The sequence below is a fragment of the Streptomyces sp. NPDC085937 genome, from assembly GCF_044540535.1.
Classification (GTDB): domain Bacteria; phylum Actinomycetota; class Actinomycetes; order Streptomycetales; family Streptomycetaceae; genus Streptomyces.
Map to the genome: position 1 here is coordinate 239,981 of NZ_JBITSH010000007.1, position 24,954 is coordinate 264,934.

Annotated in this window: 23 protein-coding genes and 1 tRNA gene; 12 read left to right on the plus strand and 12 right to left on the minus strand. The window is 71.1% G+C overall.

What is annotated here, in order from left to right:
• Nucleotides 1–140 precede the first annotated feature (140 nt).
• The 5 genes from ACIF8S_RS17665 to ACIF8S_RS17685 all read left to right on the plus strand — a co-directional run bounded on the left by ACIF8S_RS17665 (nucleotide 141) and on the right by ACIF8S_RS17685 (nucleotide 3,822).
• On the plus strand, nucleotides 141–923 hold the full coding sequence (locus ACIF8S_RS17665) for a DUF881 domain-containing protein (protein WP_366280341.1): 783 nt from the start codon (nucleotides 141–143) through the stop codon (nucleotides 921–923).
• Between the two features lie 221 nt (nucleotides 924–1,144).
• Nucleotides 1,145–1,306, plus strand: coding sequence for a hypothetical protein (locus ACIF8S_RS17670; protein ID WP_156700673.1), 162 nt, complete (start codon nucleotides 1,145–1,147; stop codon nucleotides 1,304–1,306).
• Nucleotides 1,303–1,941, plus strand: coding sequence for an aminodeoxychorismate/anthranilate synthase component II (locus tag ACIF8S_RS17675; RefSeq protein WP_399999974.1), 639 nt, complete (start codon nucleotides 1,303–1,305; stop codon nucleotides 1,939–1,941). The genes ACIF8S_RS17670 and ACIF8S_RS17675 overlap by 4 nt, the downstream gene beginning before the upstream one ends.
• The gene (locus ACIF8S_RS17680; RefSeq protein ID WP_399999975.1) at nucleotides 1,938–3,044 is read left to right on the plus strand and encodes a class E sortase; all 1,107 of its coding nucleotides are present in this window, start codon (nucleotides 1,938–1,940) and stop codon (nucleotides 3,042–3,044) included. The genes ACIF8S_RS17675 and ACIF8S_RS17680 overlap by 4 nt, the downstream gene beginning before the upstream one ends.
• Before the next feature lie 13 nt (nucleotides 3,045–3,057).
• Nucleotides 3,058–3,822, plus strand: coding sequence for a class E sortase (locus tag ACIF8S_RS17685; protein WP_399999976.1), 765 nt, complete (start codon nucleotides 3,058–3,060; stop codon nucleotides 3,820–3,822).
• A 121-nt stretch (nucleotides 3,823–3,943) separates the two neighbouring features.
• Here the strand turns inward: ACIF8S_RS17685 and pknB are convergent, their stop codons facing one another.
• The 6 genes from pknB to ACIF8S_RS17715 all read right to left on the minus strand — a co-directional run bounded on the left by pknB (nucleotide 3,944) and on the right by ACIF8S_RS17715 (nucleotide 12,086).
• Nucleotides 3,944–5,914 (minus strand): Stk1 family PASTA domain-containing Ser/Thr kinase, encoded by a 1,971-nt coding sequence (gene pknB / locus ACIF8S_RS17690; RefSeq protein WP_399999977.1) that lies wholly within the window; start codon nucleotides 5,912–5,914, stop codon nucleotides 3,944–3,946.
• 169 nt (nucleotides 5,915–6,083) lie between these two features.
• Nucleotides 6,084–7,559 carry a peptidoglycan D,D-transpeptidase FtsI family protein gene (locus ACIF8S_RS17695; protein WP_399999978.1) on the minus strand — a complete coding sequence of 492 codons (1,476 nt, stop codon included), beginning with the start codon at nucleotides 7,557–7,559 and terminating at the stop codon, nucleotides 6,084–6,086.
• Nucleotides 7,556–8,992, minus strand: coding sequence for an FtsW/RodA/SpoVE family cell cycle protein (locus tag ACIF8S_RS17700; RefSeq protein ID WP_349795561.1), 1,437 nt, complete (start codon nucleotides 8,990–8,992; stop codon nucleotides 7,556–7,558). Before ACIF8S_RS17700 ends, ACIF8S_RS17695 begins: the two co-directional genes overlap by 4 nt.
• Nucleotides 8,993–9,019: 27 nt before the next feature.
• Nucleotides 9,020–10,558 carry a Stp1/IreP family PP2C-type Ser/Thr phosphatase gene (locus ACIF8S_RS17705; protein WP_400000068.1) on the minus strand — a complete coding sequence of 513 codons (1,539 nt, stop codon included), beginning with the start codon at nucleotides 10,556–10,558 and terminating at the stop codon, nucleotides 9,020–9,022.
• Nucleotides 10,559–10,690: 132 nt separating this feature from the next.
• Nucleotides 10,691–11,200, minus strand: a complete 510-nt coding sequence (locus tag ACIF8S_RS17710) for an FHA domain-containing protein (protein WP_024886297.1) — start codon at nucleotides 11,198–11,200, stop codon at nucleotides 10,691–10,693.
• A gap of 10 nt (nucleotides 11,201–11,210) precedes the next feature.
• On the minus strand, nucleotides 11,211–12,086 hold the full coding sequence (locus ACIF8S_RS17715; RefSeq protein ID WP_399999979.1) for an FhaA domain-containing protein: 876 nt from the start codon (nucleotides 12,084–12,086) through the stop codon (nucleotides 11,211–11,213).
• A gap of 650 nt (nucleotides 12,087–12,736) precedes the next feature.
• Here ACIF8S_RS17715 and ACIF8S_RS17720 point away from each other — a divergent pair.
• The 4 genes from ACIF8S_RS17720 (at nucleotide 12,737) to ACIF8S_RS17735 (ending at nucleotide 16,073) form a co-directional block, all read left to right on the plus strand.
• Nucleotides 12,737–12,820, plus strand: a tRNA-Leu gene (locus ACIF8S_RS17720).
• A gap of 464 nt (nucleotides 12,821–13,284) precedes the next feature.
• Entirely contained in the window at nucleotides 13,285–14,769 is a 1,485-nt protein-coding gene (locus ACIF8S_RS17725) for a DUF2252 domain-containing protein (protein ID WP_399999980.1), read from the plus strand.
• An 81-nt stretch (nucleotides 14,770–14,850) separates the two neighbouring features.
• Complete coding sequence (locus tag ACIF8S_RS17730) at nucleotides 14,851–15,690, plus strand: hypothetical protein (RefSeq protein ID WP_399999981.1); 840 nt, start codon at nucleotides 14,851–14,853, stop codon at nucleotides 15,688–15,690.
• A gap of 53 nt (nucleotides 15,691–15,743) precedes the next feature.
• Entirely contained in the window at nucleotides 15,744–16,073 is a 330-nt protein-coding gene (locus ACIF8S_RS17735) for a rhodanese-like domain-containing protein (protein ID WP_024886301.1), read from the plus strand.
• A 58-nt stretch (nucleotides 16,074–16,131) separates the two neighbouring features.
• On the opposite strand, the gene ACIF8S_RS17740 is transcribed toward ACIF8S_RS17735, so the two are convergent.
• The 5 genes from ACIF8S_RS17740 to paaA are packed head-to-tail and all read right to left on the minus strand — an operon-like array spanning nucleotide 16,132 to nucleotide 19,757.
• Nucleotides 16,132–17,190: a 2Fe-2S iron-sulfur cluster-binding protein gene (locus ACIF8S_RS17740; RefSeq protein WP_399999982.1), complete on the minus strand. Its 1,059-nt coding sequence runs from the start codon at nucleotides 17,188–17,190 to the stop codon at nucleotides 16,132–16,134.
• Complete coding sequence (paaD, locus tag ACIF8S_RS17745) at nucleotides 17,190–17,729, minus strand: 1,2-phenylacetyl-CoA epoxidase subunit PaaD (RefSeq protein ID WP_399999983.1); 540 nt, start codon at nucleotides 17,727–17,729, stop codon at nucleotides 17,190–17,192. Before paaD ends, ACIF8S_RS17740 begins: the two co-directional genes overlap by 1 nt.
• Nucleotides 17,723–18,460: a 1,2-phenylacetyl-CoA epoxidase subunit PaaC gene (paaC, locus tag ACIF8S_RS17750; RefSeq protein ID WP_399999984.1), complete on the minus strand. Its 738-nt coding sequence runs from the start codon at nucleotides 18,458–18,460 to the stop codon at nucleotides 17,723–17,725. Before paaC ends, paaD begins: the two co-directional genes overlap by 7 nt.
• Nucleotides 18,457–18,744, minus strand: coding sequence for a 1,2-phenylacetyl-CoA epoxidase subunit PaaB (gene paaB / locus ACIF8S_RS17755; RefSeq protein ID WP_024886305.1), 288 nt, complete (start codon nucleotides 18,742–18,744; stop codon nucleotides 18,457–18,459). The genes paaC and paaB overlap by 4 nt, the downstream gene beginning before the upstream one ends.
• Nucleotides 18,741–19,757, minus strand: a complete 1,017-nt coding sequence (paaA, locus tag ACIF8S_RS17760) for a 1,2-phenylacetyl-CoA epoxidase subunit PaaA (protein ID WP_399999985.1) — start codon at nucleotides 19,755–19,757, stop codon at nucleotides 18,741–18,743. Before paaA ends, paaB begins: the two co-directional genes overlap by 4 nt.
• Before the next feature lie 314 nt (nucleotides 19,758–20,071).
• Between paaA and ACIF8S_RS17765 the strand changes: the two genes are divergently transcribed.
• Genes ACIF8S_RS17765 through ACIF8S_RS17775 form a run of 3 tightly spaced genes read left to right on the plus strand, consistent with a single transcriptional unit; the run spans nucleotide 20,072 to nucleotide 23,188 of the window.
• Complete coding sequence (locus tag ACIF8S_RS17765) at nucleotides 20,072–21,154, plus strand: DUF5819 family protein (protein WP_399999986.1); 1,083 nt, start codon at nucleotides 20,072–20,074, stop codon at nucleotides 21,152–21,154.
• Nucleotides 21,151–22,395: an HTTM domain-containing protein gene (locus ACIF8S_RS17770; protein WP_399999987.1), complete on the plus strand. Its 1,245-nt coding sequence runs from the start codon at nucleotides 21,151–21,153 to the stop codon at nucleotides 22,393–22,395. The genes ACIF8S_RS17765 and ACIF8S_RS17770 overlap by 4 nt, the downstream gene beginning before the upstream one ends.
• Nucleotides 22,396–22,405: 10 nt before the next feature.
• Nucleotides 22,406–23,188, plus strand: a complete 783-nt coding sequence (locus ACIF8S_RS17775) for a TrmH family RNA methyltransferase (RefSeq protein WP_399999988.1) — start codon at nucleotides 22,406–22,408, stop codon at nucleotides 23,186–23,188.
• A gap of 7 nt (nucleotides 23,189–23,195) precedes the next feature.
• Here the strand turns inward: ACIF8S_RS17775 and paaN are convergent, their stop codons facing one another.
• Complete coding sequence (paaN, locus tag ACIF8S_RS17780; RefSeq protein ID WP_399999989.1) at nucleotides 23,196–24,887, minus strand: phenylacetic acid degradation protein PaaN; 1,692 nt, start codon at nucleotides 24,885–24,887, stop codon at nucleotides 23,196–23,198.
• Nucleotides 24,888–24,954 lie beyond the last annotated feature (67 nt).

Here is a 24,954-nt window from a genome sequence, read left to right on the forward strand (position 1 = left end):
GAGGGTCTCTCCTGTCGATGCGCTGCGTGGCCGCGCAGGGTCTGGGTCGGGCTCGGGGCAGCGTACAAGGGGACTCTGAGTGCTCCCCCGGGCGTCCGTTAGCGTAGTGCTTCCGCGGCGCCGAAGGAGATAAGGGTACGTTGAGCAATTCTGCCGACTTCCCGGGGACGGAATCCAGTCCCGCACCCCGCCCGCGCCGAGTGCGACCGGTGCGGGTGCTCACCGCGGGAATCTTCGCCCTCGCGGGCCTTCTCTTCTTCATCAGCTTCGACACGGCCAAGGGCACGAACATCCGCACCGACGCCTCCTTGCTGAAGCTCTCCGACCTGATCCACGAGCGCAGCCGCAAGAACGGTGAGCTGGACGAGTCCAACGGCGCCCTGCGCAAGGACGTCGAGGCCCTGGCCGAGCGGGACGACGGCAGCACCGAGGCGGAGGACGCCAAGCTCGCCGAGCTGGAGGAGCGCGCCGGCACGCAGGAGCTGAAGGGCAAGGCGATCACGGTCACCCTGAACGACGCCCCGCCGGACGCCACCGCCAAGCTCCCCGGCTATCCCGAACCGCAGCCGGACTACCTGGTCATCCACCAGCAGGACCTCCAGGCCGTGGTGAACGCGATGTGGCAGGGCGGCGCCGAGGGCATCCAGGTGATGGACCAGCGGCTGATCTCTACCAGCGCGGTGCGCTGTGTGGGCAACACCCTGATCCTTCAGGGCCGCGTCTACTCGCCGCCGTACACGATCACCGCGGTCGGGGAGCCGGAGAAGCTGAAGAAGGCGCTCGCCGCCTCACCGGCGATCCAGAACTACATGGTGTACGTCAACGTCTACGGCCTCGGCTGGAAGGTCGAGGACGAGGGCACCAAGACGCTGCCCGGTTACTCCGGCACGGTGGACCTGCACTACGCGGAACCCGTCGACTAACACCCGGACCGGGCCGGGCTCGTCCAGTCCGTCCTTGGTTTCACGTGGAACATGCGGGGCTGATCGAGGCGATCGGCCCCGCGGCACGTACTCAGAGGTGTACGCGGCCTCCGGTCGGCTTGTCACACAGCCTGTGGAGGCCGGGAAACAGAGGGCGTTGCGCCGTTAGTCTGGTGGCGTACGGCGTGGGTCTGGTGCCGTGGTACGACGGAAGGGACGGCATGTACAGCTGGATCTGGCGGCATCTGCCGGGCAACGGATGGGTGAGGGCACTCATCTCACTCGTGCTGATCACCGTCGTGGTCTACGTCCTCTTCCAGTACGTCTTCCCGTGGGCGGAGCCGCTGCTGCCCTTCAACGATGTGACGGTGGACAACCAGTGAGCGCGCGCATTCTCGTCGTCGACAACTACGACAGCTTCGTCTTCAACCTCGTCCAGTACCTGTACCAGCTGGGCGCCGAGTGCGAGGTCCTGCGCAACGACGAGGTGTCGACGGGCCACGCCCAGGACGGCTTCGACGGCGTGCTGCTGTCCCCGGGCCCCGGCACCCCCGAAGAGGCCGGGGTCTGCGTGGACATGGTGCGCCACTGCGCCGCGACCGGGGTGCCGGTCTTCGGCGTCTGCCTGGGCATGCAGTCGATGCAGGTGGCGTACGGCGGCGTGGTCGACCGCGCTCCCGAGCTGCTGCACGGCAAGACCTCCCCGGTGACGCACGAGGGCAGGGGCGTCTTCGCCGGGCTGCCCTCCCCGTTCACGGCCACCCGCTACCACTCGCTGGCCGCCGAGCCGGCCACGGTCCCGGCGGAGCTGGAGGTCACGGCCCGTACCGCGGACGGCATCGTGATGGGACTCAGGCACCGTGAACTCCCGGTGGAAGGGGTGCAGTTCCACCCCGAGTCGGTGCTGACCGAGCACGGCCACCGGATGCTGGCCAACTGGCTCGCGGAGTGCGGTGACACGGAGGCCGTGGCGAGATCCGCGGGGCTCGCCCCGGTGGTGGGCAGGTCCTCGGCGTGACCGCGCTGCGCCCCGAGCGCGAGTCCGGCGCCCATGGGTACGGCGCCGGCGACCAGGGCACCTCGTACGGCGGGCAGCCGTACGGGGTCCAGGGCGCGTACGGGGACGGCTGGTACGGCGGGGCGGCGACGCCCGACCCCTACGCGGGCACCGCCGCCGACGCCACCACGCGGCTGCCGCCGATCGACGAGGAGACCGTCGCGCTGCGCGTCCCGGACCCGCCGGAGCGCGCGGTACGCGAGGAAGCCCCCGCTCCAGGGGGCCGGGCGGCCCGCAGGAAGGCGGCCAAGAAGCGGCAGGGGCGCCGTGGAGGCTCCCACAAGGCCGCCGACGGGTCATCGGCCGGGCAGGGCCGTGACGACGCCTCTGAGAGGGCGTCACGGGCGCCGCTGTCCCGGGTCGAGGCGCGTCGGCAGGCGCGGGCGCGCAAGGCGAGCCCGGCGGTCGTCGCGAGCCGGGCCATCGGCGAGGTGTTCATCACCACCGGCGTGCTGATGCTGCTGTTCGTCACCTACCAGCTGTGGTGGACGAACGTGCGCGCACACGCGCAGGCCGGCAAGGAGGCCAGTGACCTCCAGCAGGACTGGGCGAACGGCGAGCGCCAACCGGGGGCGTTCGAGCCGGGCCAGGGCTTCGCGCTGCTGCACATACCCAAGCTGGACGTGGTGGTGCCGATCGCCGAGGGCATCAACAGCAAGAAGGTCCTCGACCGGGGCATGGTCGGCCACTACGCGGAGGGCGCGCTGAAGACGGCGATGCCGGACGCGAAGACCGGCAACTTCGGACTCGCGGGCCACCGCAACACGCACGGGGAGCCGTTCCGGTACATCAACCGGCTGCAGCCGGGCGATCCGATCGTCGTGGAGACGCAGGACACGTACTTCGTGTACAAGACGGCGTCGACGCTGCCGGTGACGCCACCGAGCAACGTGAGCGTCCTCGAACCGGTGCCCAAGGGCTCGGGCTTCACCGGGCCCGGCCGCTACATCACGCTGACCACGTGCACACCTGAGTTCACCAGCAAGTACCGCTTGATCGTCTGGGGTCAGATGGTCGAGGAACGGCCGCGCAGCAAGGGCAAGCCGGATGCGCTCGTCAGTTAAGGGCAGAGGAAACGTGGCAGCGACCGCCGACGACACCGCACAGCACTCCGACGCGCCCGCGTCCCCGCCGCCCAGGGCACGCCGCCGCCTGGGGCCGGTGGCCTTGGTGATCAGCTTCTTCGGGGAGATGCTCATCACCGCGGGCGTGGTGCTGGGCCTGTTCGTCGTCTACTCGTTGTGGTGGACGAACGTCGTCGCGGACCGCGCGGCGGACCGGCAGGCGGACAAGGTGCGTGACTCCTGGGCCCAGGAGTCCGACGGCGGCGACAAGAGCGCACCCGCTGTCTACGACAGCAAGAACGGCATCGGCTTCCTGCACGTGCCCGCGATGAGCGGCGACGACATCCTCGTCGAGAAGGGCACGTCGATGAAGGTCCTCAACGACGGCGTGGCCGGCTACTACACCGATCCCGTGAAGGCGACCCTGCCGACGTCCGGCAAGAAGGGCAACTTCTCCCTCGCCGCCCACCGGGACGGCCACGGCGCCAAGTTCCACGGCATCCACCACATCAAGAAGGGTGACCCGATCGTCTTCGAGACGAAGGACACCTGGTACGTCTACAAGGTTTTCGGCATCCTCCCGGAGACCTCGAAGTACAACGTCGACGTCCTCGCCAAGGTCCCGGCGGAGTCCGGCCGCAAGAAGGCCGGTCACTACATCACGCTGACGACCTGCACGCCGATCTACACCAGCACGTACCGCTACATCGTCTGGGGCGAACTGGTCCGCAAGGAGAAGGTGGACGAGAACCGCACTCCGCCGGAGGAACTGAACTGACCCGGGCGCCTCGCGCCCGAGGCCCCGGACCGACGAAGAGAGCCCCCGGCCGACGAAGAGAGCCCCGGCCCCCTCCGAAGAGGGGTCCGGGGCTCCTGTCGTGCGGGGTGCCTATCGCGGGTCAGCGGTTACCGAAGAGGCCGCCGTCACCGCCGCCGCCTCCGCCGACCGTGAACAGGGCCACTCCCGTGCCCTTGTCCACCGGGGTGCCCTGGGTCGGGTTGGACCCGAAGACGCGGGCGTTGGGGTCGTTCGGACCGGTGACACCGGCGACGGCGAGTCCCGCCTCCCCGAGGATGCGCTGGACGTCCTCGAGCCTCTTGCCGTTGATCTCCGGCACGGCCACCTTCTCGGCCGCCTTCGCCTTGCCGATGAAGATCTGCACCTCGGTGCCCTTGCTGACCTGCGTGTTCGCCTGGAGCGAGGTGCGGATGACCTTCCCGACCAGGTTGGGGTCGTCGGTCTCCTCCTCGACGCAGGTGCCCACGAGGTCGTTCGCCGTCATCTGGGCCTTCGCGTCGTCACAGCTCTTGGTGACGACGTCCGGGACCGTGGCCTTGTCCTCGGCCTTGGCGACGGTGAGCGTGACGGTGGTGCCCTTCTCGACCTCTTCGCCGAGACCCGGGTCCTGCTTGGTGACGGTGCCCGGCTCCTCGCCGCTCACCTCTTCCTTGACCTCGACGACGAACTGGTACTTGTCGCTCTCGAGTTCGGCCTTCGCGTCGTCGATGTCGTCACCGATCACGCTCGGCACCGCGACCTTCGGCGCCCCGGTGGAGACCACCAGCTCGACGGTGGACTCCTTGTCCACCTTGGTCCCGGGCTTCGGATCCTGTGAGCAGATGTTGCCCTTGGCCTGGTTCTCACAGGGCTTGTCGGTGAAGTTCAACGTCAAGTCGCTGTTGTCGGCGAGCTTCTGGGCGGCCGCCCTCGTCTCGCCGACGAAGTTCGGGGTCGGGACAGTGCTGTTGCCCACGCCGCCGCTGCCGTTGATCGCCCAGCGGCCGATCAGGACGGCGCCGATCAGGACCAGCACACCTGCCACGACCAGCAATATCGTGGAGGTGTTGTTCTTCTTCGGCGGGCGGCGACGGCTCTGACGCTCGTCGTAGCCGTAACCGCCGTCGTCCGGGTTCATGGGCGGCAGCATCGAGGTGGCCCCGCCGGCGTCCGCACGCAGCGCCGTCGTCGGCTGGTCGTCCGGATAGCCGCCGTAGCCGACCGAGCCCATGGCCGCGGTCGCCGCGACGGGCTGGCCGTCGAGGCAGGCCTCGATGTCGGCGCGCATCTCGTCGGCCGACTGGTAGCGGTAGTCGGGGTCCTTGACCAGCGCCTTCAGTACGATCGCGTCCATCTCGGGCGTGATCTCGGGGTCGAAGACGCTCGGCGGCTGCGGTTCCTCCCGTACGTGCTGGTAGGCGACCGCTACCGGCGAGTCGCCCACGAAGGGCGGCCGGACGGTCAGCAGCTCGTAGAGCAGGCAGCCGGTGGAGTACAGGTCGGAACGCGCGTCCACCTGTTCGCCCTTGGCCTGCTCCGGCGAGAGGTACTGCGCGGTGCCGATGACCGCCGCGGTCTGGGTCATCGTCATGCCGGAGTCGCCCATCGCGCGGGCGATGCCGAAGTCCATGACCTTGACCTGGCCGTTGCGCGTCAGCATGACGTTCGCGGGCTTGATGTCGCGGTGGACGATGCCGGCCCGGTGGGAGTACTCCAGCGCCTGGAGGATGCCGATGGTCATCTCCAGCGTGCGCTCCGGCAACAGCTTGCGGCCGCTGTGCAGCAGCTCACGGAGCGTGGAGCCGTCGACGTACTCCATGACGATGTACGGGATGGAGACCCCGTCGATGTAGTCCTCGCCCGTGTCGTAGACCGCAACGATCGCGGGATGGTTGAGCGAGGCGGCCGACTGGGCCTCCCGGCGGAACCGGGCCTGGAAGGACGGGTCGCGCGCGAGATCCGCGCGCAGCGTCTTCACCGCCACCTGGCGTCCGAGCCTGGTGTCATGTGCGTGGTAAACCTCCGCCATGCCACCACGGCCGAGCACCGGGCCCAGCTCGTACCGGCCGCCTAGGCGACGCGGCTCTTCCATAGCTACCTACCAGCCCTCTCCGTCGGTCCCGGGCAGCACACTTGTGCCGCCGGAGGCTGCCGTCCGGGCCTACCGTACCCGGCTCGTTCTGTGTGACCTGGCCAAGTACGTCAGCCGATACAGGACCGGTACCGCAACGTGCACCGATGTGAGGCAGACGTGATGGGCGTCACTGCTTGCCCTTCAGGACCGCCTCCATCACGCTCTTGGCGATCGGTGCGGCGAGACCGCCACCGGAGATGTCGTCACGCACGGCGTTCTCGTCCTCGATCACGACCGCCACGGCGACAGGGGAGCTGCCGTCGTCGGTCTTGGCGTAGGAGATGAACCATGCGTACGGGTTCTCGCTGTTGTCCACACCGTGCTGAGCGGTACCGGTCTTGCCACCGACGGTGACGCCGTCGATCTTGGCGTTGGTTCCCGTGCCGTCCTCGACGACCGTCTCCATCATCGACTGGAGGATCTGCGCGTTCTTCGCCGACAGCGGCCGGCTCATCTCCTCCGGGTCCGTCTTCTCGATGACGTCGAGGCTCGGGGCCTGGAGCTCGTCCACCATGTACGGCTTCATCAGGCTGCCGTTGTTGGCGACGGCCGAGGCCACCATGGCCATCTGCAGCGGGGTGGCCGCGGTGTTGAACTGGCCGATGGAGGACAGGGCCACCTGCGACGGCTCCATGTTGTCCGAGAACACCGAGGCGGTCGCGCGGACCGGGGTGAACTGCTCCTCGGTGAAACCGAACTTCTTGGCCGTCTCCAGCATCTTGTCGTTGCCGAGGTCGGCGCCGGCCTTGCCGAAGACGGTGTTGCAGGACACCCGCAGCGCCTCGCGCAGGGTGGCGTCCTCGCAGGGCAGGTTGCCCTCGTTCTTCAGTTCGGTCTTGGTGCCCGTCATGACCCACGGCAGCGGGGTCTCGGTCTTCTCGTCGGCGTCGGCGACCAGCCCGTGCTCCAGGGCGGCGGCCGCGGTGACGACCTTGAAGGTCGATCCGGGCGGGTAGACCTCGCGCAGCGCCCGGTTCAGCATCGGGTCGTCCGGGTTGTTCTTCTTCTGCAGCTTGCTCCACGCCTCGGCGTCCGTGTCGAGGCTGCTGCCGGCGATGGTGGACGGGTCGTACGACGGGTACGAGGCCATCGCGAGGATCTTGCCGGTGGACGGCTCGATCGCCACCACGGAACCCTTGCCGCCCTGCTTCTTCAGGCCCTTGTAGGCGGCCTTCTGCGCGGCGGCGTTGAGGGTGGTGACCACATTGCCGCCTTCCTTGTTCTTGCCCGTCAGCATGTCGAGCGTGTTGCGGAAGAAGAGGCGGTCGTCGTTGCCGGTGAGGATGCCGTCCTCGATGGCCTCGAGCTGGTTGGCGCCGTACGCCTGGGACACGAAGCCGGTGACCGGGGCCCACATGGGGCCGTCCTTGTAGGTGCGCTTGTACTTGAAGTCGCCCTTGGTGGTGGTGTGCCCGGTGATGGGCTCACCCTCGACGATGATGTCGCCGCGCGGTGAGGCGTAGCGCTCGATGGCGACACGGCGGTTGTTCTCGTCGGTCCTCAGCTCGTCGGCCTGTACGTACTGCAGCCAGTTGTCCCGGATGAGCAGAGTGAGGACGAGCAGGCCACAGAAGATCGCGATCCGGCGCAGGGGCTTGTTCACGGGCGGACCACCTGGGTCATCTCGGCGTCGGGGTTGGTGGCGGGCGCGGGGGCCGGACGGCGCGCGGTGTCACTGATTCTCAGCAGGATGCCGATCAGCGCCCAGTTCGCGATGACGGACGAACCGCCGTAGGCCAGGAACGGCATCGTCATACCGGTCAGCGGGATCAGGCCCATGACGCCGCCGGCGACCACGAAGACCTGGAGCGCGAAGGCGCCGGACAGACCGATGGCGAGCAGCTTGCCGAACGGGTCGCGGGCGGCGAGGGCGGTGCGCACGCCGCGCTCCACGATCAGCGCGTACAGCAGCAGGAGCGCCATCAGGCCGGTCAGGCCCAGCTCCTCGCCGAAGGTGGCGAGGATGAAGTCGGAGTTGGCGGCGAACCGGATCAGCTCGGAGTGGCCCTGGCCCCAGCCGGTGCCGAGGGTGCCGCCGGAGCCGAACGCCCACAGCGCCTGCATGGCCTGCTCGGAGTGGCCGCCCACGCCCGCGCGGGAGAGCGTGTACTCCTTCATCGGGTCCAGCCAGGCGTCCACGCGCTGCTGGATGTGCGGCTCGAAGCTGGCGACGCCGACGGCGCCGACGGCCGACATCAGCAGACCGAAGACGATCCAGCTGGTCCGCTCGGTGGCCACGTACAGCATGATCACGAACATGCCGAAGAACAGCAGCGAGGTACCGAGGTCGGTCTCGAAGACCAGGATGAGGATCGAGACCATCCACACGACCAGGATCGGGCCGAGGTCACGGCCGCGCGGCAGGTAGAGGCCCATGAAACGGCGGCTGGCCAGCGCCAGCGCGTCCCGCTTCACCATCAGGTAGCCGGCGAAGAACACCGCCAGGACGATCTTGGCGAACTCACCGGGCTGGATGGAGAAGCTGCCGACCTTGATCCAGATCTTGGCGCCGTAGATGTTCTGGCCGAGACCCGGCACCAGCGGGAGCAGCAGCAGGAACAGTGCGCCGACCATGGAGATGTACGTGTAGCGCTGCAGGACACGGTGGTCCTTGAGGAAGACCAGCACGGCCACGAACAGGGCGATGCCCATCGCGGTGTACATCAGCTGCCGGGGCGCGGCGGTGCCCGCCTGCTTGATCTGCTGCAGCAGTTCGGACTGGTCCAGGCGCCAGATGGCGACGAGCCCCAGGCCGTTGAGCAGCGTGGCCAGCGGCAGCAGCAACGGGTCCGCGTACGGCGCGAACTTCCGCACGGCGAGGTGGCCGACGCCCGCCAGCAGGCCGAGGCCCAGGCCGTAGCTCAGCAGCCCGGCCGGCACCTCGCCGTTGATGGCGAGGCCCACGTTGGCGTAGGCGAAGACCGGGATGACCACGGCGAACACGAGCAGTGCGAGCTCCGTGTTGCGGCGGCTGGGCGCGCCGATGGCGCCGATCGTGGACGTGTGCTGCGTCGACGGGTTGGTAGTACTGCTCATCGTGTGACAGGGCCTCTCACGGCTTGCCTACTGCTTACCGCACAGCGAGACGACCTTCTGCTCTTCCTCCGAGAGGCTGGGGCCGGGGCTGGTAGTGGGTGCGGTCGTGGACGGGGTCGTGGACTGCTCCGGGGCCTTCGCCGAGTCCGAGGGGTTCGGCGTCGGTGATGCCTTGGACGAGAAGGACGCGGGAGTGGTTCCCGTGGTCCCTCCGGCCTCGCCCGCTCCGGTGCGCGCGTTGGCCTCGCTGTCGGCGGCGCGCCGCTCGGCCTGCTTCTTGCACGCGGAGGCCTGGACGGCCAGCTCCTCGATCTTCTCCCGGGCGCCGTACAGGTCGCCCTCGACGATGGTCGCCTCGACCTGCTTGCGCTGGTAGGGCGGGAGGTACTTGAGTTCGATCTCGGGGTGGTCCTTCTCGACCTTCGAGAGGGAGACCCAGGCCAGGTCCTGGTTGATGCCCCGGTACAGCGCGACGTGCTCGCCCTGGGCGCCCACGAAGTACTGCGTCTGGGTCCAGCGCCAGCCGCCGTAGAGGCCGGCGCCGATGACGGCCAGCGCGAGCAGGCTGTACACGGACCGCTTCAGCCACCGGCGGTTCTTGGCGGGCTTGACGAAGTCGTCGTCGCCGTAGCCGAAGCCGTCGGTCTGGATGAAGCCGGTGACGTCGCCGCTGCCGGGCGGGCCGAACTCGCCGCCGCCCCCGCCGCGCCGCCGCCCGAGGCCGGCCGCCCGGCCCGCGGGGGTCTGCATGATGCCGTTGTCGTTGGGCTGGTTCTGGTTCTCGGCGACGGCGCCGACCACGACCGGGGTGTCGGACAGCTGTCCGGCCAGGGTGTCCCCGGTGTCGAGGTCCAGGACGTCGGCGACGATCACCGTGATGTTGTCGGGCCCGCCACCACGCAGTGCCAGCTCGATCAGGTTCTGCACCGTCTCCTCGGGGCCCTGGTAGCTGGCCAGGGCCTCTTCGAGGGTCTGGTGGGAGACCACGCCGGACAGGCCGTCGGAGCAGATCAGGTAGCGGTCGCCGGCCCGCACCTCGCGGATGGAGAGGTCGGGTTCGACGTGCTCGCCGCTGCCGAGGGCCCGCATCAGCAGCGAGCGCTGCGGGTGGGTGGTGGCCTCCTCCTCGGTGATCCGGCCCTCGTCCACCAGACGTTGCACCCAGGTGTGGTCCTGGGTGATCTGGGTGAGGACGCCGTCGCGCAGGAGGTAGGCGCGGGAGTCGCCGACATGCACCATGCCGAGACGCTGGCCGGTCCACAGCAGGGCGGTCAGGGTGGTGCCCATGCCCTCGAGCTGGGGGTCCTCCTCGACCATCATGCGCAGCTGGTCGTTGGCGCGCTGGACGGCCGTGCCGAGGGAGGTGAGCAGGTCGGAGCCGGGCACGTCGTCGTCGAGGGCGACGATGGTGGAGATCGCCTCGGAGGAGGCGACCTCACCGGCGGCGGCGCCGCCCATGCCGTCGGCGATGGCGAGCAGGCGGGGACCGGCGTAACCGGAGTCCTCGTTGCCCTCCCGGATCATGCCCTTGTGCGATCCGGCGGCGAAGCGCAGGGACAGACTCATGCGCACCTCGCCCGTCGGCTCCGGGTACAGCCGGTCGTGTCGAGCCACACTGCCCACCCTCCGGTCGGGAGCGCGCCGGGACCCTGGGTGAGGACCCCCACCGCGTGCTCGCTCCGCTCGCTCATTCTCGTACTACTTCCGCAGCTCGATGACGGTCTTGCCGATGCGGATCGGTGCGCCCAGCGAAATCGGTGTGGGGGTCGTCAGCCGGGTCCGGTCCAGGTAGGTGCCGTTGGTGGAGCCCAGGTCCTCGACGATCCACTGACCGTCGCGGTCCGGGTAGATCCTGGCATGGCGGCTGGAGGCGTAGTCGTCGTCCAGCACGATCGTGCTGTCGTGCGCCCGGCCCAGGGTGATGGTCTGGCCCTGGAGGGCGACGGTGGTGCCGGTGAGGGTGCCCTCGGTCACGACGAGCTTGGTGGGGGTGTTGCGGCCGCGGCGGCCGCCGCCGCCGGACTGCTGGCGCTGCTGCGGCGGTGCCTGGCGGTTCGCCTGCTGCCGGCCTGCCTCCCGCCGGGCGCCGCGCTGGGTGACGCGAGTGCCGAACAGGTCACTCCGGATGACCTGCACGGCCACGATCACGAACAGCCACAGTACGGCCAGGAAACCCAGCCGCATGACCGTGAGGGTCAGCTCTGACATTGCCCCCGCTTCACCCTTCGGCTTGCCTATAGATAACGGTGGTGCTGCCCACGACGATCCGCGAGCCGTCGCGGAGCGTAGCGCGGGTGGTGTGCTGCCCGTCCACCACGATGCCGTTGGTGGACCCGAGATCCTGGATCGTCGAGGGCGTTCCGGTCCGGATCTCGCAGTGCCGGCGGGAGACGCCGGGATCGTCGATCCGCACGTCTGCCTCGGTGCTGCGGCCCATCACCAGGGTGGCGCGGGAGATCTGGTGGCGTGTGCCGTTGATCTCGATCCAGTAGCGGGTGCGTCCGCCGGGCGCGGGGGCGGCCGGGGGCCGCTGTCCCGCCGCGGCCGGCGGGTAGCCGTAACCGCCGGGACGGCCTCCGGGCGGCGGCGCGGCCGGCATGGGCGGGGCGCCCGCGGGGGCGGCCGGCGGGTAGCCGTAGCCACCGGGGCGTCCGGCGGGCGGGGCGCCGGCGGGGCCGGCCGCTCCGGGGGCCGCCTGGCCGGCTGCGGCCTGGCTGGCGGAGGAGGCGAGCGTGCGGCTGCGCACGCGGTACAGGCCGGTGTCGAGGTCCTCGGCCTTCTCCAGGTGCACCTTGATCGGGCCCATGAAGGTGTACCGCTGCTGCTTGGCGTAGTCGCGCACCATGCCGGCGAGCTCGTCGCCGAGCTGGCCGGAGTACGGGCTCAGCCGCTCGAAGTCCGGGGTGCTCAACTCGACGATGAAGTCGTTGGGCACGACGGTGCGGTCGCGGTTCCAGATGGTGGCGTTGTTGTCGCACTCCCGCTGGAGCGCACCCGCGATCTCCACGGGCTGCACCTCGGACTTGAACACCTTGGCGAAGGTGCCGTTGACCAGACCTTCGAGACGCTGCTCGAATTTCTTCAGGACTCCCATGAGGCACCTCCTCCGTCGCTGCCGTCCTGTGTACTGCCCCGTGCACCGTTCCGTGCACCGCTTACCTGGTACTGCTTACTGATCGTATCCACGCGCCGCCCGATCGGCTGGTTCCCCCTGTCCGCCCGGCCGCCGGGTGTCGACGCCTGACGAAGTTCCCTCCGGGGCTCCTCTTCGAACTCCATCGGCCGTGCTGGTGCGCGTCGTTCTGCCATGGATCGTAGAGGGGGCCACAGACCAGTGTCCCGCACCCTGCGGCGGACTCCGCCCGCCTCCTGGGGAGACGGCTGGTACCGGTACGAGGTTGATACGTGAAGCGGTCATGGTCGCGACATGGCCGCAACGGGGATGGGCGGCGGTGCGGGCAGGTCGGCGACGGTGTGCGGGTGGGCGGGCGGTCCGGGTGCGAGAGCTGCCGGGGCGTTCCGGTCGGGAACGGGTCCGTGGGTGTCGAAGGGGCGGCCGAGGGGTGGCGGGACGGTGCCGGGGAGACGTCCTCCGGACGCCGGGTGGCGCCCCCGCCGGCGTTGTGCCCGGTCGCGGGCGGTGCGCGGACAAGGGATGTGAATCCACCCCGACCAGCGTGCTAATGTTCTCGATGTCGGAAGGCGCCAGGCCCCAAGGGGCAAGGCCCGGAAGACACACCCAATGCGCGGGTGGCGGAATAGGCAGACGCGCTGGATTCAGGTTCCAGTGCCCGAAAGGGCGTGGGGGTTCAACTCCCCCCTCGCGCACACCGTCGAACGGGCGGCATCCATCGGATGCCGCCCGTTTCGCATGTGTGGGGGGTGTGCGTGCATGGGGGCGTGTGAGGAAGATCTCATGATCGAATTCGCGTCGCCCCGGGCGGCAAGAGGGGTGATCTCCGCCTGTAACGGGCCGCGCCGGGAGTGCCGGGCGGGTGGTGCACGTTCCGCCGGTAGTCGGACGGTCCTCGACTCGTTCGAACTCGTTCGACTAATGCGGCTGGTTCGGCCGGGGTTCGTCTGCCGTCGTCCACGGGGTGTGTGGGTCGCCCACGGTGGTGTGGATTGTCCCGGGGCGGTATGGGTTGTCCACAGGACGCCCCGAGGGCATCGACGGTACCCACGGGCGCTGTCCACAGGGCTGACGTCCCTGCCGCCCACGGCTGTACGGTCGGCACGATCGATGTCGGCAGGTGTGCACCGCATACACGTGCAGGGGGGAGGCGGTCGTGGTGAGTGACGCCCGAGCCGGAGGAGTCGAAGTGGTCGCCGGGACGACCGGAGCGGCCGGATCCGGGAAGGCGGGGGCCGCGAGCGCGGACGCCGGGCAGGAACGGCGGCTGCCGCAGGTGGCCGGATTCGGACGGTGGCCCGCCGCGGGCACGCCGAAGCAGGAGGGCAAGGCACTGCGCGAGCGGGTGCCCCGCAGCGCCCACGCGGCCTTCGGCCTCGATCCCTCCCGCCCCGACGCCGTGACCGCCGTGGAGGAGTCCGGCCACGGCCGGCTGCCCGAGCTGACCCCCCTACGCGTCGGCCGGATGGCGGCCACGCCGTTCGCCTTCCTGCGCGGATCGGCCGGCCTCATGGCCTACGACCTGGCCCGCACGCCCGTCACCCGCATCGGCGCCCAGATCTGCGGCGACGCCCACGCGGCGAACTTCGGCCTCTACGGCGACGCCCGGGGCCGCCTGGTCATCGACCTGAACGACTTCGACGAGACCGTGCACGGCCCCTGGGAGTGGGATCTCAAGCGGCTAGCGGCCTCGTTGGTGCTCGCCGGGCGGGAGGCCGGCGCGGACGAGGACACCTGCCGTGCCGCGGCTCATGACGCGGTGGGCGCCTACCGCCGGACCATGCGCCTGCTGGCCAAGCTGCCCGCACTGGACGCGTGGAACGCCATCGCCGACGAGGAGCTCGTCTCCCACACCGACGCGCACGACCTGGTGGGCACCCTGGAGAGGGTCGCCGAGAAGGCCCGCGCCAACACCAGCGGCCGGTTCGCCGCCAAGTCGACCGAGCGTACCGAGGACGGTGGGCGCCGCTTCGTGGACGCACCGCCCGTGCTGCGCCGGGTCCCGGACGCCGAGGCGGCCGCGGTCGCCGCCTCCCTGGAGCAGTACCTGGGCACGCTGCCGTCCGACCGGCACCCGCTGCTGGCCCGGCACGCGGTGCACGACGTGGCGTTCCGCGTCGTCGGTACCGGCAGTGTCGGCACCCGCTCGTACGTCGTGCTGCTGCTCGACCACCGGGGCGAGCCGCTCGTCCTCCAGGTCAAGGAGGCCCGCCCCTCCGCGCTGGTGCCGCATCTGCCCACCGCGGGCTTCGACGCCCCGGAGGCCGAGCACGAGGGCCGCCGCGTGGTCGAGGGCCAGAAGCGGATGCAGGTGATAAGCGACAGCCTGCTCGGCTGGACGACCGTCGGCGGCCGGCCCTACCAGGTGCGGCAGTTCCGCAACCGCAAGGGCAGCGTGGACCCGGCGGCGCTGGCCGCCGACCAGGTCGACGACTACGCCCGCATGACCGGGGCGCTGCTGGCCCGTGCCCACTCGCACAGCGCCGACCCCCGCCTGATCGCCGGGTACTGCGGCAAGAACGACGAGCTGGACGAGGCCGTCGCCACGTTCGCCGTCGCCTACGCCGACCGGACGGAGGCGGACCACACGGAGCTGGTCGCGGCCGTGCGGGCGGGGCGGATCGCCGCGGAGATGGGAGTCTGAGGCGGCCCGGCCCGGGGCGGGGCGGACGCATGCCACCGTGACGGGAGCGTGCCCGCCTCGCAGGTGGCCTACGCTGTCCGGGTGACGACCTCGGAAGGTGAGCAGGGTGGAGGCGCCGGCGCGCAGCGAACGCCCGCCGGCGGTGGCGCGGCGCGGCCCGAGGAGCGGCTGGAGCAGGCCGTACGGGCCGCCGAACAGGCGCTGATCGAGTTCGAGATCGCCGTGGAGACCTTCCGCGTCGAGGTCGAGAACTTCTCCCGGCTGCACGAACAGAAGCTCGGTCCGCTGTACGCCCGCGTCGAGGAACTGGACGCCCTGATCCTCGAGGCCAAGGCGTCCCGCAGCGACGACCCCGAGGACCGGCGGCGGGCCGACGAGGCGCGTGCCCGTCTGCTGCCCATCCCCGGCGTCGAGGAGCTGATGAACGGCTGGATGGACGGGGACGGCCTGTTCCCCGAGGCCACCGCCATGCTCACGGACCAGCCGGTCCGGCCGCCGCAGCGGGTGCGGCCCAGCGAGGAGGTCCGCAAGCTCTACCGGGACCTCGCCCGCAAGGCCCACCCCGACCTGGCGCAGGAGGACGAGGAACGCGCCCGGCGGGAGGAGTTCATCACCCGGGTCAACGCCGCCTACGCCCGCGGCAGCGAGACCGAGTTGCGCGAACTCGCCGAGGAGTGGGCCGCAGGCCCCGAGCTGAAGCGCGTCCCGAGCGCGGCGGACGAGCTCTACGCCCGCCTCGAATGGCTCTCCCGGCGCAAGGAACTGCTCACGGTGGTCGCCAAGAACCTGGAGGACAGCGCCATCGCCTCCATGCTGCGGCTGGCGCCCGACGACCCCGACCAGCTTCTTGCGGACATCGCCGCGCAGCTCAAGGCCGATGTGGCCGAGCGCGAGGCGCAGCTGGCCGCCCTGCGGGGCTGAAACGGGTGGTCGGCCGGTCGGGTAGCGTCGGGGACATGAGTTTTGGAGCTGGTGTGCCCACGGTCCAGGTCGGTGACCTCAAGGACGGCGACTTCCTGCTGGACGTCCGCGAGGACGACGAGTGGAAGGCCGGTCACGCCGAAGGCGCGCTGCACATCCCCATCAGTGAGTTCGTGGCCCGCTACGGCGAGCTGACCGAGGCCGCCCCGCAGGATGGACGGATCAACGTAATCTGCCGCTCTGGCGGGCGGTCGGCCCAGGTCACCATGTACCTGGCCCAGCAGGGCATCGACGCCGTGAACGTGGACGGCGGCATGCAGGTGTGGGAGGCCGCCGGACGCCCCGTCGTCACGGACGAGGGTCAGCCGGGGCACGTGCTCTGAGGGCGCCGGATACTCAGGGGCGTCCGGAGGTTGCCGGACGCCCCAGGAGCGAGTGGGGTCAGCGGTCGAAGTCCAGCTCCACCTTCTCCGTCACCGGATGCGACTGGCAGGCCAGGACGTATCCCGCTTCCGTCTCCTCCGACTCCAGGGCGAAGTTGCGGTCCATGCGTACCTCCCCGGAGACCAGGAAGGCCCGGCAGGTGCCGCACACGCCGCCCTTGCAGGCGTAGGGCGCGTCGGGCCGGTTGCGCAGGACCGTCTCCAGCAGGGATTCGCCGGTCTGCACGGGCCAGGTGCCCCCGCGTCCGTCGAGCCGTGCCGTGACTGTGCTGTGCGCGGGGGCGGCCGCGGTGGAGGGGGTCGTCGCTCCGGAGTCCACGTGGAAGATCTCCTGGTGGATGCGGGAGCGGGCGACGCCCAGCCCGCGCAGTGCCCGCTCGGCCCCTTCGACCAGCCCGTACGGCCCGCAGAGGAACCAGCCGTCCACCTGGTCCACGGGCAGCAGGGCCGGGAGCAGCCCGGCCAGCCGTTCCTCGTCCAGCCGCCCGGACGGCAGTCCCGCCTGCTGCTCCTCCCGGGAGAGGGCCGTCACCAGCTGGAACCGGTCGGGGTAGCGGTCCTTCAGGTCCGCCACCTCCTCCAGGAACATCGTCGAGGCGGTCGTCCGGTCGCTGCGTATCAGGCAGAACCGGGCGCGGGGCTCGCGTGCCAGCAGGGTCGAGACGATCGACAGGACCGGGGTGATGCCGCTGCCGCCGACGACGGCCGCGTACAGCCCCGGGGCCGGGGGGAGCGTGAAACGGCCGGCCGGGGTCATGACCTCCAGCTCGTCGCCGAGGTCGATCTCCTTCAGCGCGTACGTGGAGAAGGCGCCGCCCTCCACGAGCCGCACCCCGACCCGCAGGGTGCCCGGCGCCTCGCCGTCGGGGGCGGGGGAGCAGATCGAGTAGGTGCGGCGGATCTCCTGGCCGTCGGCGGTGCGCCGCAGCGCGAGATGCTGCCCGGGGACGTAGCGGAACTCCTCGCGCAGCTGCGGGGGGACGGCGAGGGTGAGGGCGACGGAGTCGTCGGTGAGCCGGTCGACCGCGGCCACCTGGAGCCGGTGGAAGCGGGCCATCACAACTCCTTGAAGTGGTCGAACGGTTCACGGCAGGCGAGGCAGCGGCGCAGCGCCTTGCACGCGGTGGAGGAGAAGCGGCTGAGCAGTTCGGTCTCGGCGGAGCCGCAGTGCGGGCAGCGCACGGGCTCCGGTTCGTCGGCCGGTCCGCCCGCACCGGTCCGCGTGGGGCCCAGGTCGACCCGGACCGGGCCGGAGGCGACGCCTGTGCGGGGCGGGGCGATACCGAACTCGCGCAGCTTGCGGCGCCCTTCGTCGGTGATGTCGTCCGTCGACCAGGCGGGGGCGAGGACCGTGCGCACCGTCACCTCGCGCACGCCGTGGTCGCGCAGCACCCGCTCTATGTCGAGGCTCATCACCTCGACGGCCGGGCAGCCGGTGTAGGTCGGCGTCAGGTCGACCTCCACGCTGTTTGTGCCGTGCGCGCGCACCGCGCGGACCACGCCCAGCTCGCGCAGGGTCAGCACCGGCAGCTCCGGGTCCGGGACCGAGCCGGCCAGCTCCAGCAGCTCCGCCTCCAGGGGCGTGACCGTCACCATGCCGCCCCCGGGTGGCTTCGGTGCAGGTGCTGCATTTCGGCGAGCATCCGGCCGAAGGGCTCGGTGTGCAGGCCCTGACGGCCCGCTCCGGCCGACCACGCCCCGACGCGGGGGCCTTCGGGCACCGTGAGGGTGGCGCGGCCCATGACGTCCGTGACCAGCTCCAGCCAGGTGCGTTCCAGGCCGGCCCAGTCGATGTCGTCGAGGCCCTCGACGGGCTGGAACAGCTCGCCGGTGTAGCGCCACAGCGCGTCGACGGCCCGCTGCATCCGGCCGTGGCTCTCGTCGGTGCCGTCGCCGAGCCGCAGGGTCCACTGCTCGGCGTGGTCGCGGTGGTAGGCGGCCTCCTTGACGGCCTTTCCGGCCAGCGGGGCGAACGGCCCGCCGCCGGAGGCCAGCCGGTGGTGCAGGAGGTGCTGGTAGGTGGAGAAGAACAGCTGGCGGGCGATGGTGTGGGCGAAGTCGCCGTTGGGCTGCTCGACCAGCTGGCAGTTGCGGAAGGCCCGCTCCTCGCGCAGGAAGGCCAGCTCGTCCTCGTCGCCGGCCGTGGACAGCAGTACCCGGGCCTGGCCGAGCAGGTCGAGCGCGATGTTGGCGAGGGCGACCTCCTCCTCCAGCACGGGGGCGTGTCCGGCCCACTCACCGAGGCGGTGGGAGAGCACCAGGGCGTCGTCACCGAGGGCGAGCGCGGCGGCCGTGGGCACGGTCTCCGCGGCGGGTGTCGTGGTCACAGGTGCTGCACCCCCTCAGGGATCTCGTAGAACGTCGGGTGCCGGTAGGGCTTGTCGGCGGCGGGCTCGAAGAAGGGGTCCTTCTCGTCGGGCGAGGAGGCGGTGACGGCGGAGGACGGCACGACCCAGATGGAGACGCCTTCGCCGCGGCGGGTGTACAGATCGCGCGCGTTGCGCAGGGCGAGCTCCGCGTCCGGTGCGTGCAGGCTGCCGGCGTGGGTGTGGGACAGTCCCCGGCGCGAGCGCACGAAGACCTCCCACAGCGGCCAGTCGGTGTGGGTCATGCGCGCGTAGCTCCCGTCTCGTCGTTCCTGTGCTTGGCCGCGTGGGCCGCTGCCGCTTCCCGGACCCAGGCGCCGTCCTCGTGGGCCTTCCTGCGCCGGGACAGCCGCTCCTCGTTGCACGGGCCGTTGCCCTTGAGGACCTCCCAGAACTCCGACCAGTCGATCGCGCCGAAGTCGTACTGCCCTCGCTCCTCGTTCCACCGGAGGTCGGGGTCGGGGAGGGTGAGGCCGAGCGACTCCGCCTGCGGAACGCAGATGTTCACGAAGCGCTGGCGCAGCTCGTCGTTGGAGTGCCGCTTGATCTTCCAGGCCATCGACTGCGCCGAGTGCTGGGACTCGTCGTCGGGCGGGCCGAACATCATCAGCGACGGCCACCACCAGCGGTCCACCGCGTCCTGCGCCATCGCGTGCTGCTCCGGGGTGCCCTTGCTGAGGGCCAGCAGCAGCTCGTAGCCCTGGCGCTGGTGGAAGGACTCCTCCTTGCAGACGCGGACCATCGCGCGGGCGTACGGGCCGTAGGAGCAGCGGCACAGGGGGACCTGGTTGGTGATCGCGGCGCCGTCCACCAGCCAGCCGATGGCGCCCACGTCGGCCCAGGTCAGCGTCGGGTAGTTGAAGATCGAGGAGTACTTCTGGCGGCCCGAGTGCAGCTTGTCGAGCAGCTCGTCGCGGCCGACGCCGAGGGTCTCGGCGGCGCTGTAGAGATACAGGCCGTGTCCGGCCTCGTCCTGCACCTTCGCCATGAGGATGGCCTTGCGGCGCAGGGACGGCGCGCGCGTGATCCAGTTCGCCTCGGGCTGCATGCCGATGATCTCGGAGTGCGCGTGCTGGGCGATCTGCCGGACGAGCGTGGCGCGGTACGCGTCCGGCATCCAGTCACGCGGCTCGATCCGCTCGTCGGCGGCGACCGCCGCGTCGAAGGCGCGCTGGAACTCGGCGGGGTCGCCGAGGCCCGCCGGTGCGTCTTGCGCGGTCGGACTGCCGGCCGTATCGCGGGCGGCTGCTGTCGCCATGGGGTCCCCCTCGACCTGGATGCTTCCCGGAGCACGCTCCCGACCGATCGTTCGGTTCGTGCGATTCCATGGTGAGACGGGCGCCGCGAGGTGTCAACCGCTGTGGATAACCTGCGGGTGCCGGTTGTGAACGGGGCCCGGGGCGGCCGGATGTGGTGACCGCCACGGGACGGAGTACCGGCGGGACTGTGCCCGGGGGGCCGGGGCTGAGTACCGTTCCGTGCGACGCGGCGGCGCGGTCCTGGCCGCGCACCGCGAGGGCCTCGCTGCCGGGCGGACGCGGCAAGGACCGGGAACTCGGGGATCGGGGCGGAATGAACGCGTACGACAAGGGCTCGGACGCACGGCACGGGCCGGCGCGGCCCGCTGTGCCGGGCCCGCGCGCCCCGTTTCCCGGACCCACACCGCCGTCGGACGTGCCGGGTCCGGCCGCACCCCACGACGCCCCCACGCCGGACGCACCGGAGACCGACGCCTCACCTGGTCCCGCACTCCCCGCGCTGGAGGTCCCCGGGGCCGACGAGTCAGCCGCGCCCGCGTCCGACGTACCGGAGCCCCACGCAGCGCCCGACCCCGTGCTTCCCGTACCGGGCTCCGAGGTGCCGGACGGCGACACCCCGGACGCGACCGCTCCGGGGACATCCGAGCCGACCGCCGTGCCCCTCGACAGCGGGGAGGCACCGAGCGGTCCCCCGGACCCGCCGCCCCCCGGTGCGCGGGAGGCGTTGGGCGGACCGCTCGGTGAAGCCCGTACCGGTGTGGCCGCTCTCTCCCTGCGCTATCAGATCGGTGCCGCGCTGGCCATCGCGGTCGTCGCCATCGCGGTGTGTGTGCACCTCGGCATGACGTTCCTGCACGTCGCGCCGGCGAACACGGTCAGCAAGAAGCACAGCGAGACCATCGCCGACTGGATCTACCCGGAGTTCGAGCAGAACTGGAAGCTGTTCGCGCCGAACCCGTTGCAGCAGAACGTGTCCGTGCAGGTGCGCGCCGAGATCCGCACGCCGGACGGCGGGAGCCGCACCACCGGCTGGTACGACCTGTCGGCCGAGGACGGCCGGGCCATCGACGGGAACGTGGCGCCCAGCCACACACAGCAGAACGAGCTGCGCCGCGCCTGGGACTTCTTCGTCTCCACGCACGACGACGACAACCGCCCGGTCGGCATGCGCGGGGCGCTCTCCGAGACGTATCTGCGCCGGATCATGGCCATGCGCCTCGACCGGGCGGACGCGGCCGGCCCGGACGGCGAACTGGCGCGGGTCCAGGTCCGCTCACGCACCGCCGACGTGCCGCCGCCCGCCTGGAGCGAGGAGAAGGTGTCCGGCAAGCCCGTGTACCGCGTGCTCCCCTGGTGGACGCTGCCCGAGAAGGAGACCCGGGGAGGCATCGGGTGAACCGCGTCTCGCTGGCGGTCTCGCGGGCGATCGCCCGCGTCACCGACTCCCCGCTCGGCCCGCACCAGACGGCGGTGCTCCGTATCGGCCTCGCCCTCACCTGGCTGCTGTTCCTGCTGCGCGAATACCCCCACCGCCATGAGCTCTACGGCCCCGACGGCCCGTGGAACTGGGACCTCGCCGCACAGCTGGTGACGACGAACCACGCGTTCACCGTGCTGCTCTGGTCGGACAGCCGGCTCTGGTTCGAGGCCGTCTACGCGCTGGCCGTGCCGGCGAGCCTGCTGCTGCTGCTCGGCTGGCGCACCCGCACCATGTCGGTGCTGTTCATGGTGGGTGTCCTGGCGCTGCAGAACCGCAGCGTCTTCATGGGCGACGGCGGCGACAACGTCCTGCACATCATGGCGATCTACCTGGTCTTCACCCGCTGCGGCCAGGTGTGGTCCCTGGACGCGCGGCGGGCGCGCAGGGCCCGCGAGGCACGCGCGCGGGGGGAGCTGCCACGCGACCGGGTGGGGCCCGCGTTGTGGGCGGTGTTCGGCTTCGCGCTGCTCCTGGCGTTCCTGGCGGGCCGGACGGACGGTGACTGGTTCATACCGGCGACGCTGTGGGGCGTGTGGCTCGCGCTCGCGGCGTGGTGGCTGGCCGGGCGCCCGGCAAGGAGCGGGCAGCCGCGGATCCTGCTGGACGTCGTCGCGAACGTCGTCCACAACGGCGCGCTGCTGGTGATCATGGCGGAGGCCTGCCTGATCTACGCCACGGCCGGCTGGTACAAGGTCCAGGGGTCGCGCTGGCAGGACGGCACCGCGGTCCACTACCCGCTGCACCTGGAGTACTTCTCCCCCTGGCAGGGACTGGCCGACCTGCTCTCGGCCAGCGGCACCATGGTGATGCTGGTGACGTACGTGACCGTCGTCGTGCAGGTCGCCTTCCCGTTCACACTGTTCAACCGGCGGGTCAAGAACGTCCTGCTGAGCTTCATGATCATGGAGCACGCGGTGATCGCCGTGGTGCTCGGGCTCCCCTTCTTCTCGATGGCGATGATCGCGGCCGACGCGGTCTTCCTGCCCACGTCCTTCCTGCGCCGGGTCGGCGCTCTGACGGCACGCGCGCGTGGGCGCCTGCGCCCGCCCGCGTCCAAGGCCCCGGTGCCGCCGCCACGGCGGCCGGCCGACCCCCCGGCCGGAAGCCCGGCGGAGCCCGCCCCGGTGACGGACGGCGTACCGGGAGCACGCACGTAGGCTGCGTGCCATGACCCACCCTGCCCAGGACCCCGCCGCCGCGTCCCCGGACCCGGTGGCCGCATGGCGCCGCGCCGCCCCGGACGCGGTACTGCTCGACGGGTTCCACGCCCTCAAGCACGCCGTGCGCTTCGGCGCCGAGGTGCTCATCGCGCTGACCGCCGACCGGGCCGGCGCGCTGGCCCTCGCCGACGAACTGGCGGAGGACGTGCGGGAGGCGATGGCGGCGCTGCTGACCGAGGTGCCGTACGGGACGTATGCGTCGTTGGTGCCGCGTCCGCATCCGACCGCCGTGGCCGCCCTGGCCGTACGGCCCGGCCGCGCGGAGAACCTGGCGAAGCTGGCGCACGCCCCCCGCACCGCTCCGGTGGTGGTCCTGGACCAGCCGCGCAATCTCGGCAACGCGGGGGCGGTGGTGCGGCTGGCCGCCGGATTCGGGGCGACCGGTGTCGTCACCACCGGCACGCTCGACCCCTGGCACCCCACCGTGGTGCGCGGCGGGGCGGGGCTGCACTTCGCCACCGCCGTGGAACGGCTGACCGTGGACGAGCTGCCGTCCGGACCGGTCTTCGCGCTGGACCCGGAGGGCGAGGACATCCGCTCCCTGAAGCTGCCGGACGACGCCCTGCTCGCCTTCGGCTCCGAGCGCAGCGGCCTCACGGCCGAGCTGCGCGCGCGGGCCGACCAACTGGTGGCGCTGCCGATGCGCCCCCAGGTCTCCAGCTACAACCTCGCGACCAGCGTGGCCATGACGCTGTACCACTGGAGCGCCACCGGGGGCGCACCCTCCTGAGGCGGGCTCACGCCTCCCGGCGCACCTCGATCACCCGGAAGCGGTTGGACACGAAGGCGCCGTCGCACAGGGCGGCGTTGGCCGCCGCGTTGCCGCCGGAGCCGTGGAAGTCGGAGAAGGCAGCGGTCTGGTTGACGTAGACCCCGCCAGTGAGGTTGAAGGACAGCTGGGCGGCCTCTTCCAGGCAGACCTCCTGGACGGCCTCCTCGACCTCCGGGGAGGTGGTGTAGGCGCCGACCGTCATCGCGCCCTTCTCCTGGATGGTGCGCCGCAGCAGCTCGGTGGCGTCGGTGGCCGAGTCGACGGCGACGACGAAGGAGACCGGGCCGAAGCATTCGCTCATGTAGGCGGCCTCGGAGTCCGGCTTGGCGCCGTCCAGCTTCACGATCACCGGGGTGCGGACCACCGCGCCCGGGAAGTCCGGGTTGCTGATCTCGCGGGAGGCGAGGGCGACCTCACCGAGCCCGGCGGCGGCCTCCAGGCGGGCCTTGACGTCCGGGTTGACGATGGCGCCCAGCAGGGCGTTGGCGCGGGCGTCGTCGCCGAGCAGGCCGTCGACCGCCTTGGCCAGGTCGGCGGCGACCTCGTCGAAGGATTTGGGGCCCTGGTCGGTGGTGATGCCGTCGCGGGGCACCAGCAGGTTCTGCGGGGTGGTGCACATCTGGCCGCTGTAGAGCGACAGGGAGAACGCCAGGTTGGACAGCATCCCCTTGTAGTCGTCCGTCGACTCCACGAGCACCGTGTTGACGCCGGCCTTCTCCGTGTACACCTGCGCCTGGCGCGCGTTGCTCTCCAGCCAGTCGCCGAACTCCGTCGAGCCGGTGTAGTCGATGATCCGGATCTCCGGGCGCGTGGCGAGCGTCTTCGCGATGCCCTCGCCGGGCCGCTCGGCGGCCAGCGCCACCAGGTTCGCGTCGAAGCCGGCCTCGGTGAGCACCTGCCGCGCGACCTGGACGGTGAGCGCGAGCGGCAGCACCGCGCGGGGGTGCGGCTTGACCAGGACCGCGTTGCCGGTGGCCAGGGAGGCGAACAGGCCCGGGTAGCCGTTCCACGTCGGGAAGGTGTTGCAGCCGATGACCAGGCCGATGCCGCGCGGGACCGGGACGAACGTCTTGGTGAGGGCGAGCGGATCGCGCTTGCCCTGCGGCTTGGTCCACTCCGCGGTGTCGGGCGTGCGGACCTGCTCCACGTACGCGTAGGCCACCGCCTCCATGCCGCGGTCCTGCGCGTGCGGGCCGCCGGCCTGGAACGCCATCATGAACGCCTGGCCGGAGGTGTGCATGACCGCCTGCGCGAACTCCATCGTCCGGTCGCTGATCCGCTTGAGGATCTCCAGGCAGACCACCGCGCGGGCCTCCGCGCCCGCGTCGCGCCAGGCGCGCATCCCGGCCCTCATGGCGGGCAGCAGCACGTCCAGGTCCGCGTGCGGGTAGCTCACGCCCAGCTCGACGCCGTACGGGGAGGTCTCGCCGTCCACCCAGCCGTCGGTGCCGGGCTGGCCGAGGTCGAGGCGGGTGCCGAGCAGGGCGTCGAAGGCGGCCTTGCCCGCCGCCATGTCCAGACTGCCGTCCTCCCCGTAGGCCTTCGGGTGCTCGGGGTGCGGGGACCAGTACGCGCGCGTACGGATCGCTTCCAGGGCCTGGTCCAGGGTGGGACGGTGGCGGGCGATCAGCTCGTGCGCGGTGAGTTCGGCGGCCATGCGGGACCAACTCCTCGTCTCAGGAACTCTTCGTCGAGCTCTTGGACCTTGCGGAAACGTAGTCAGG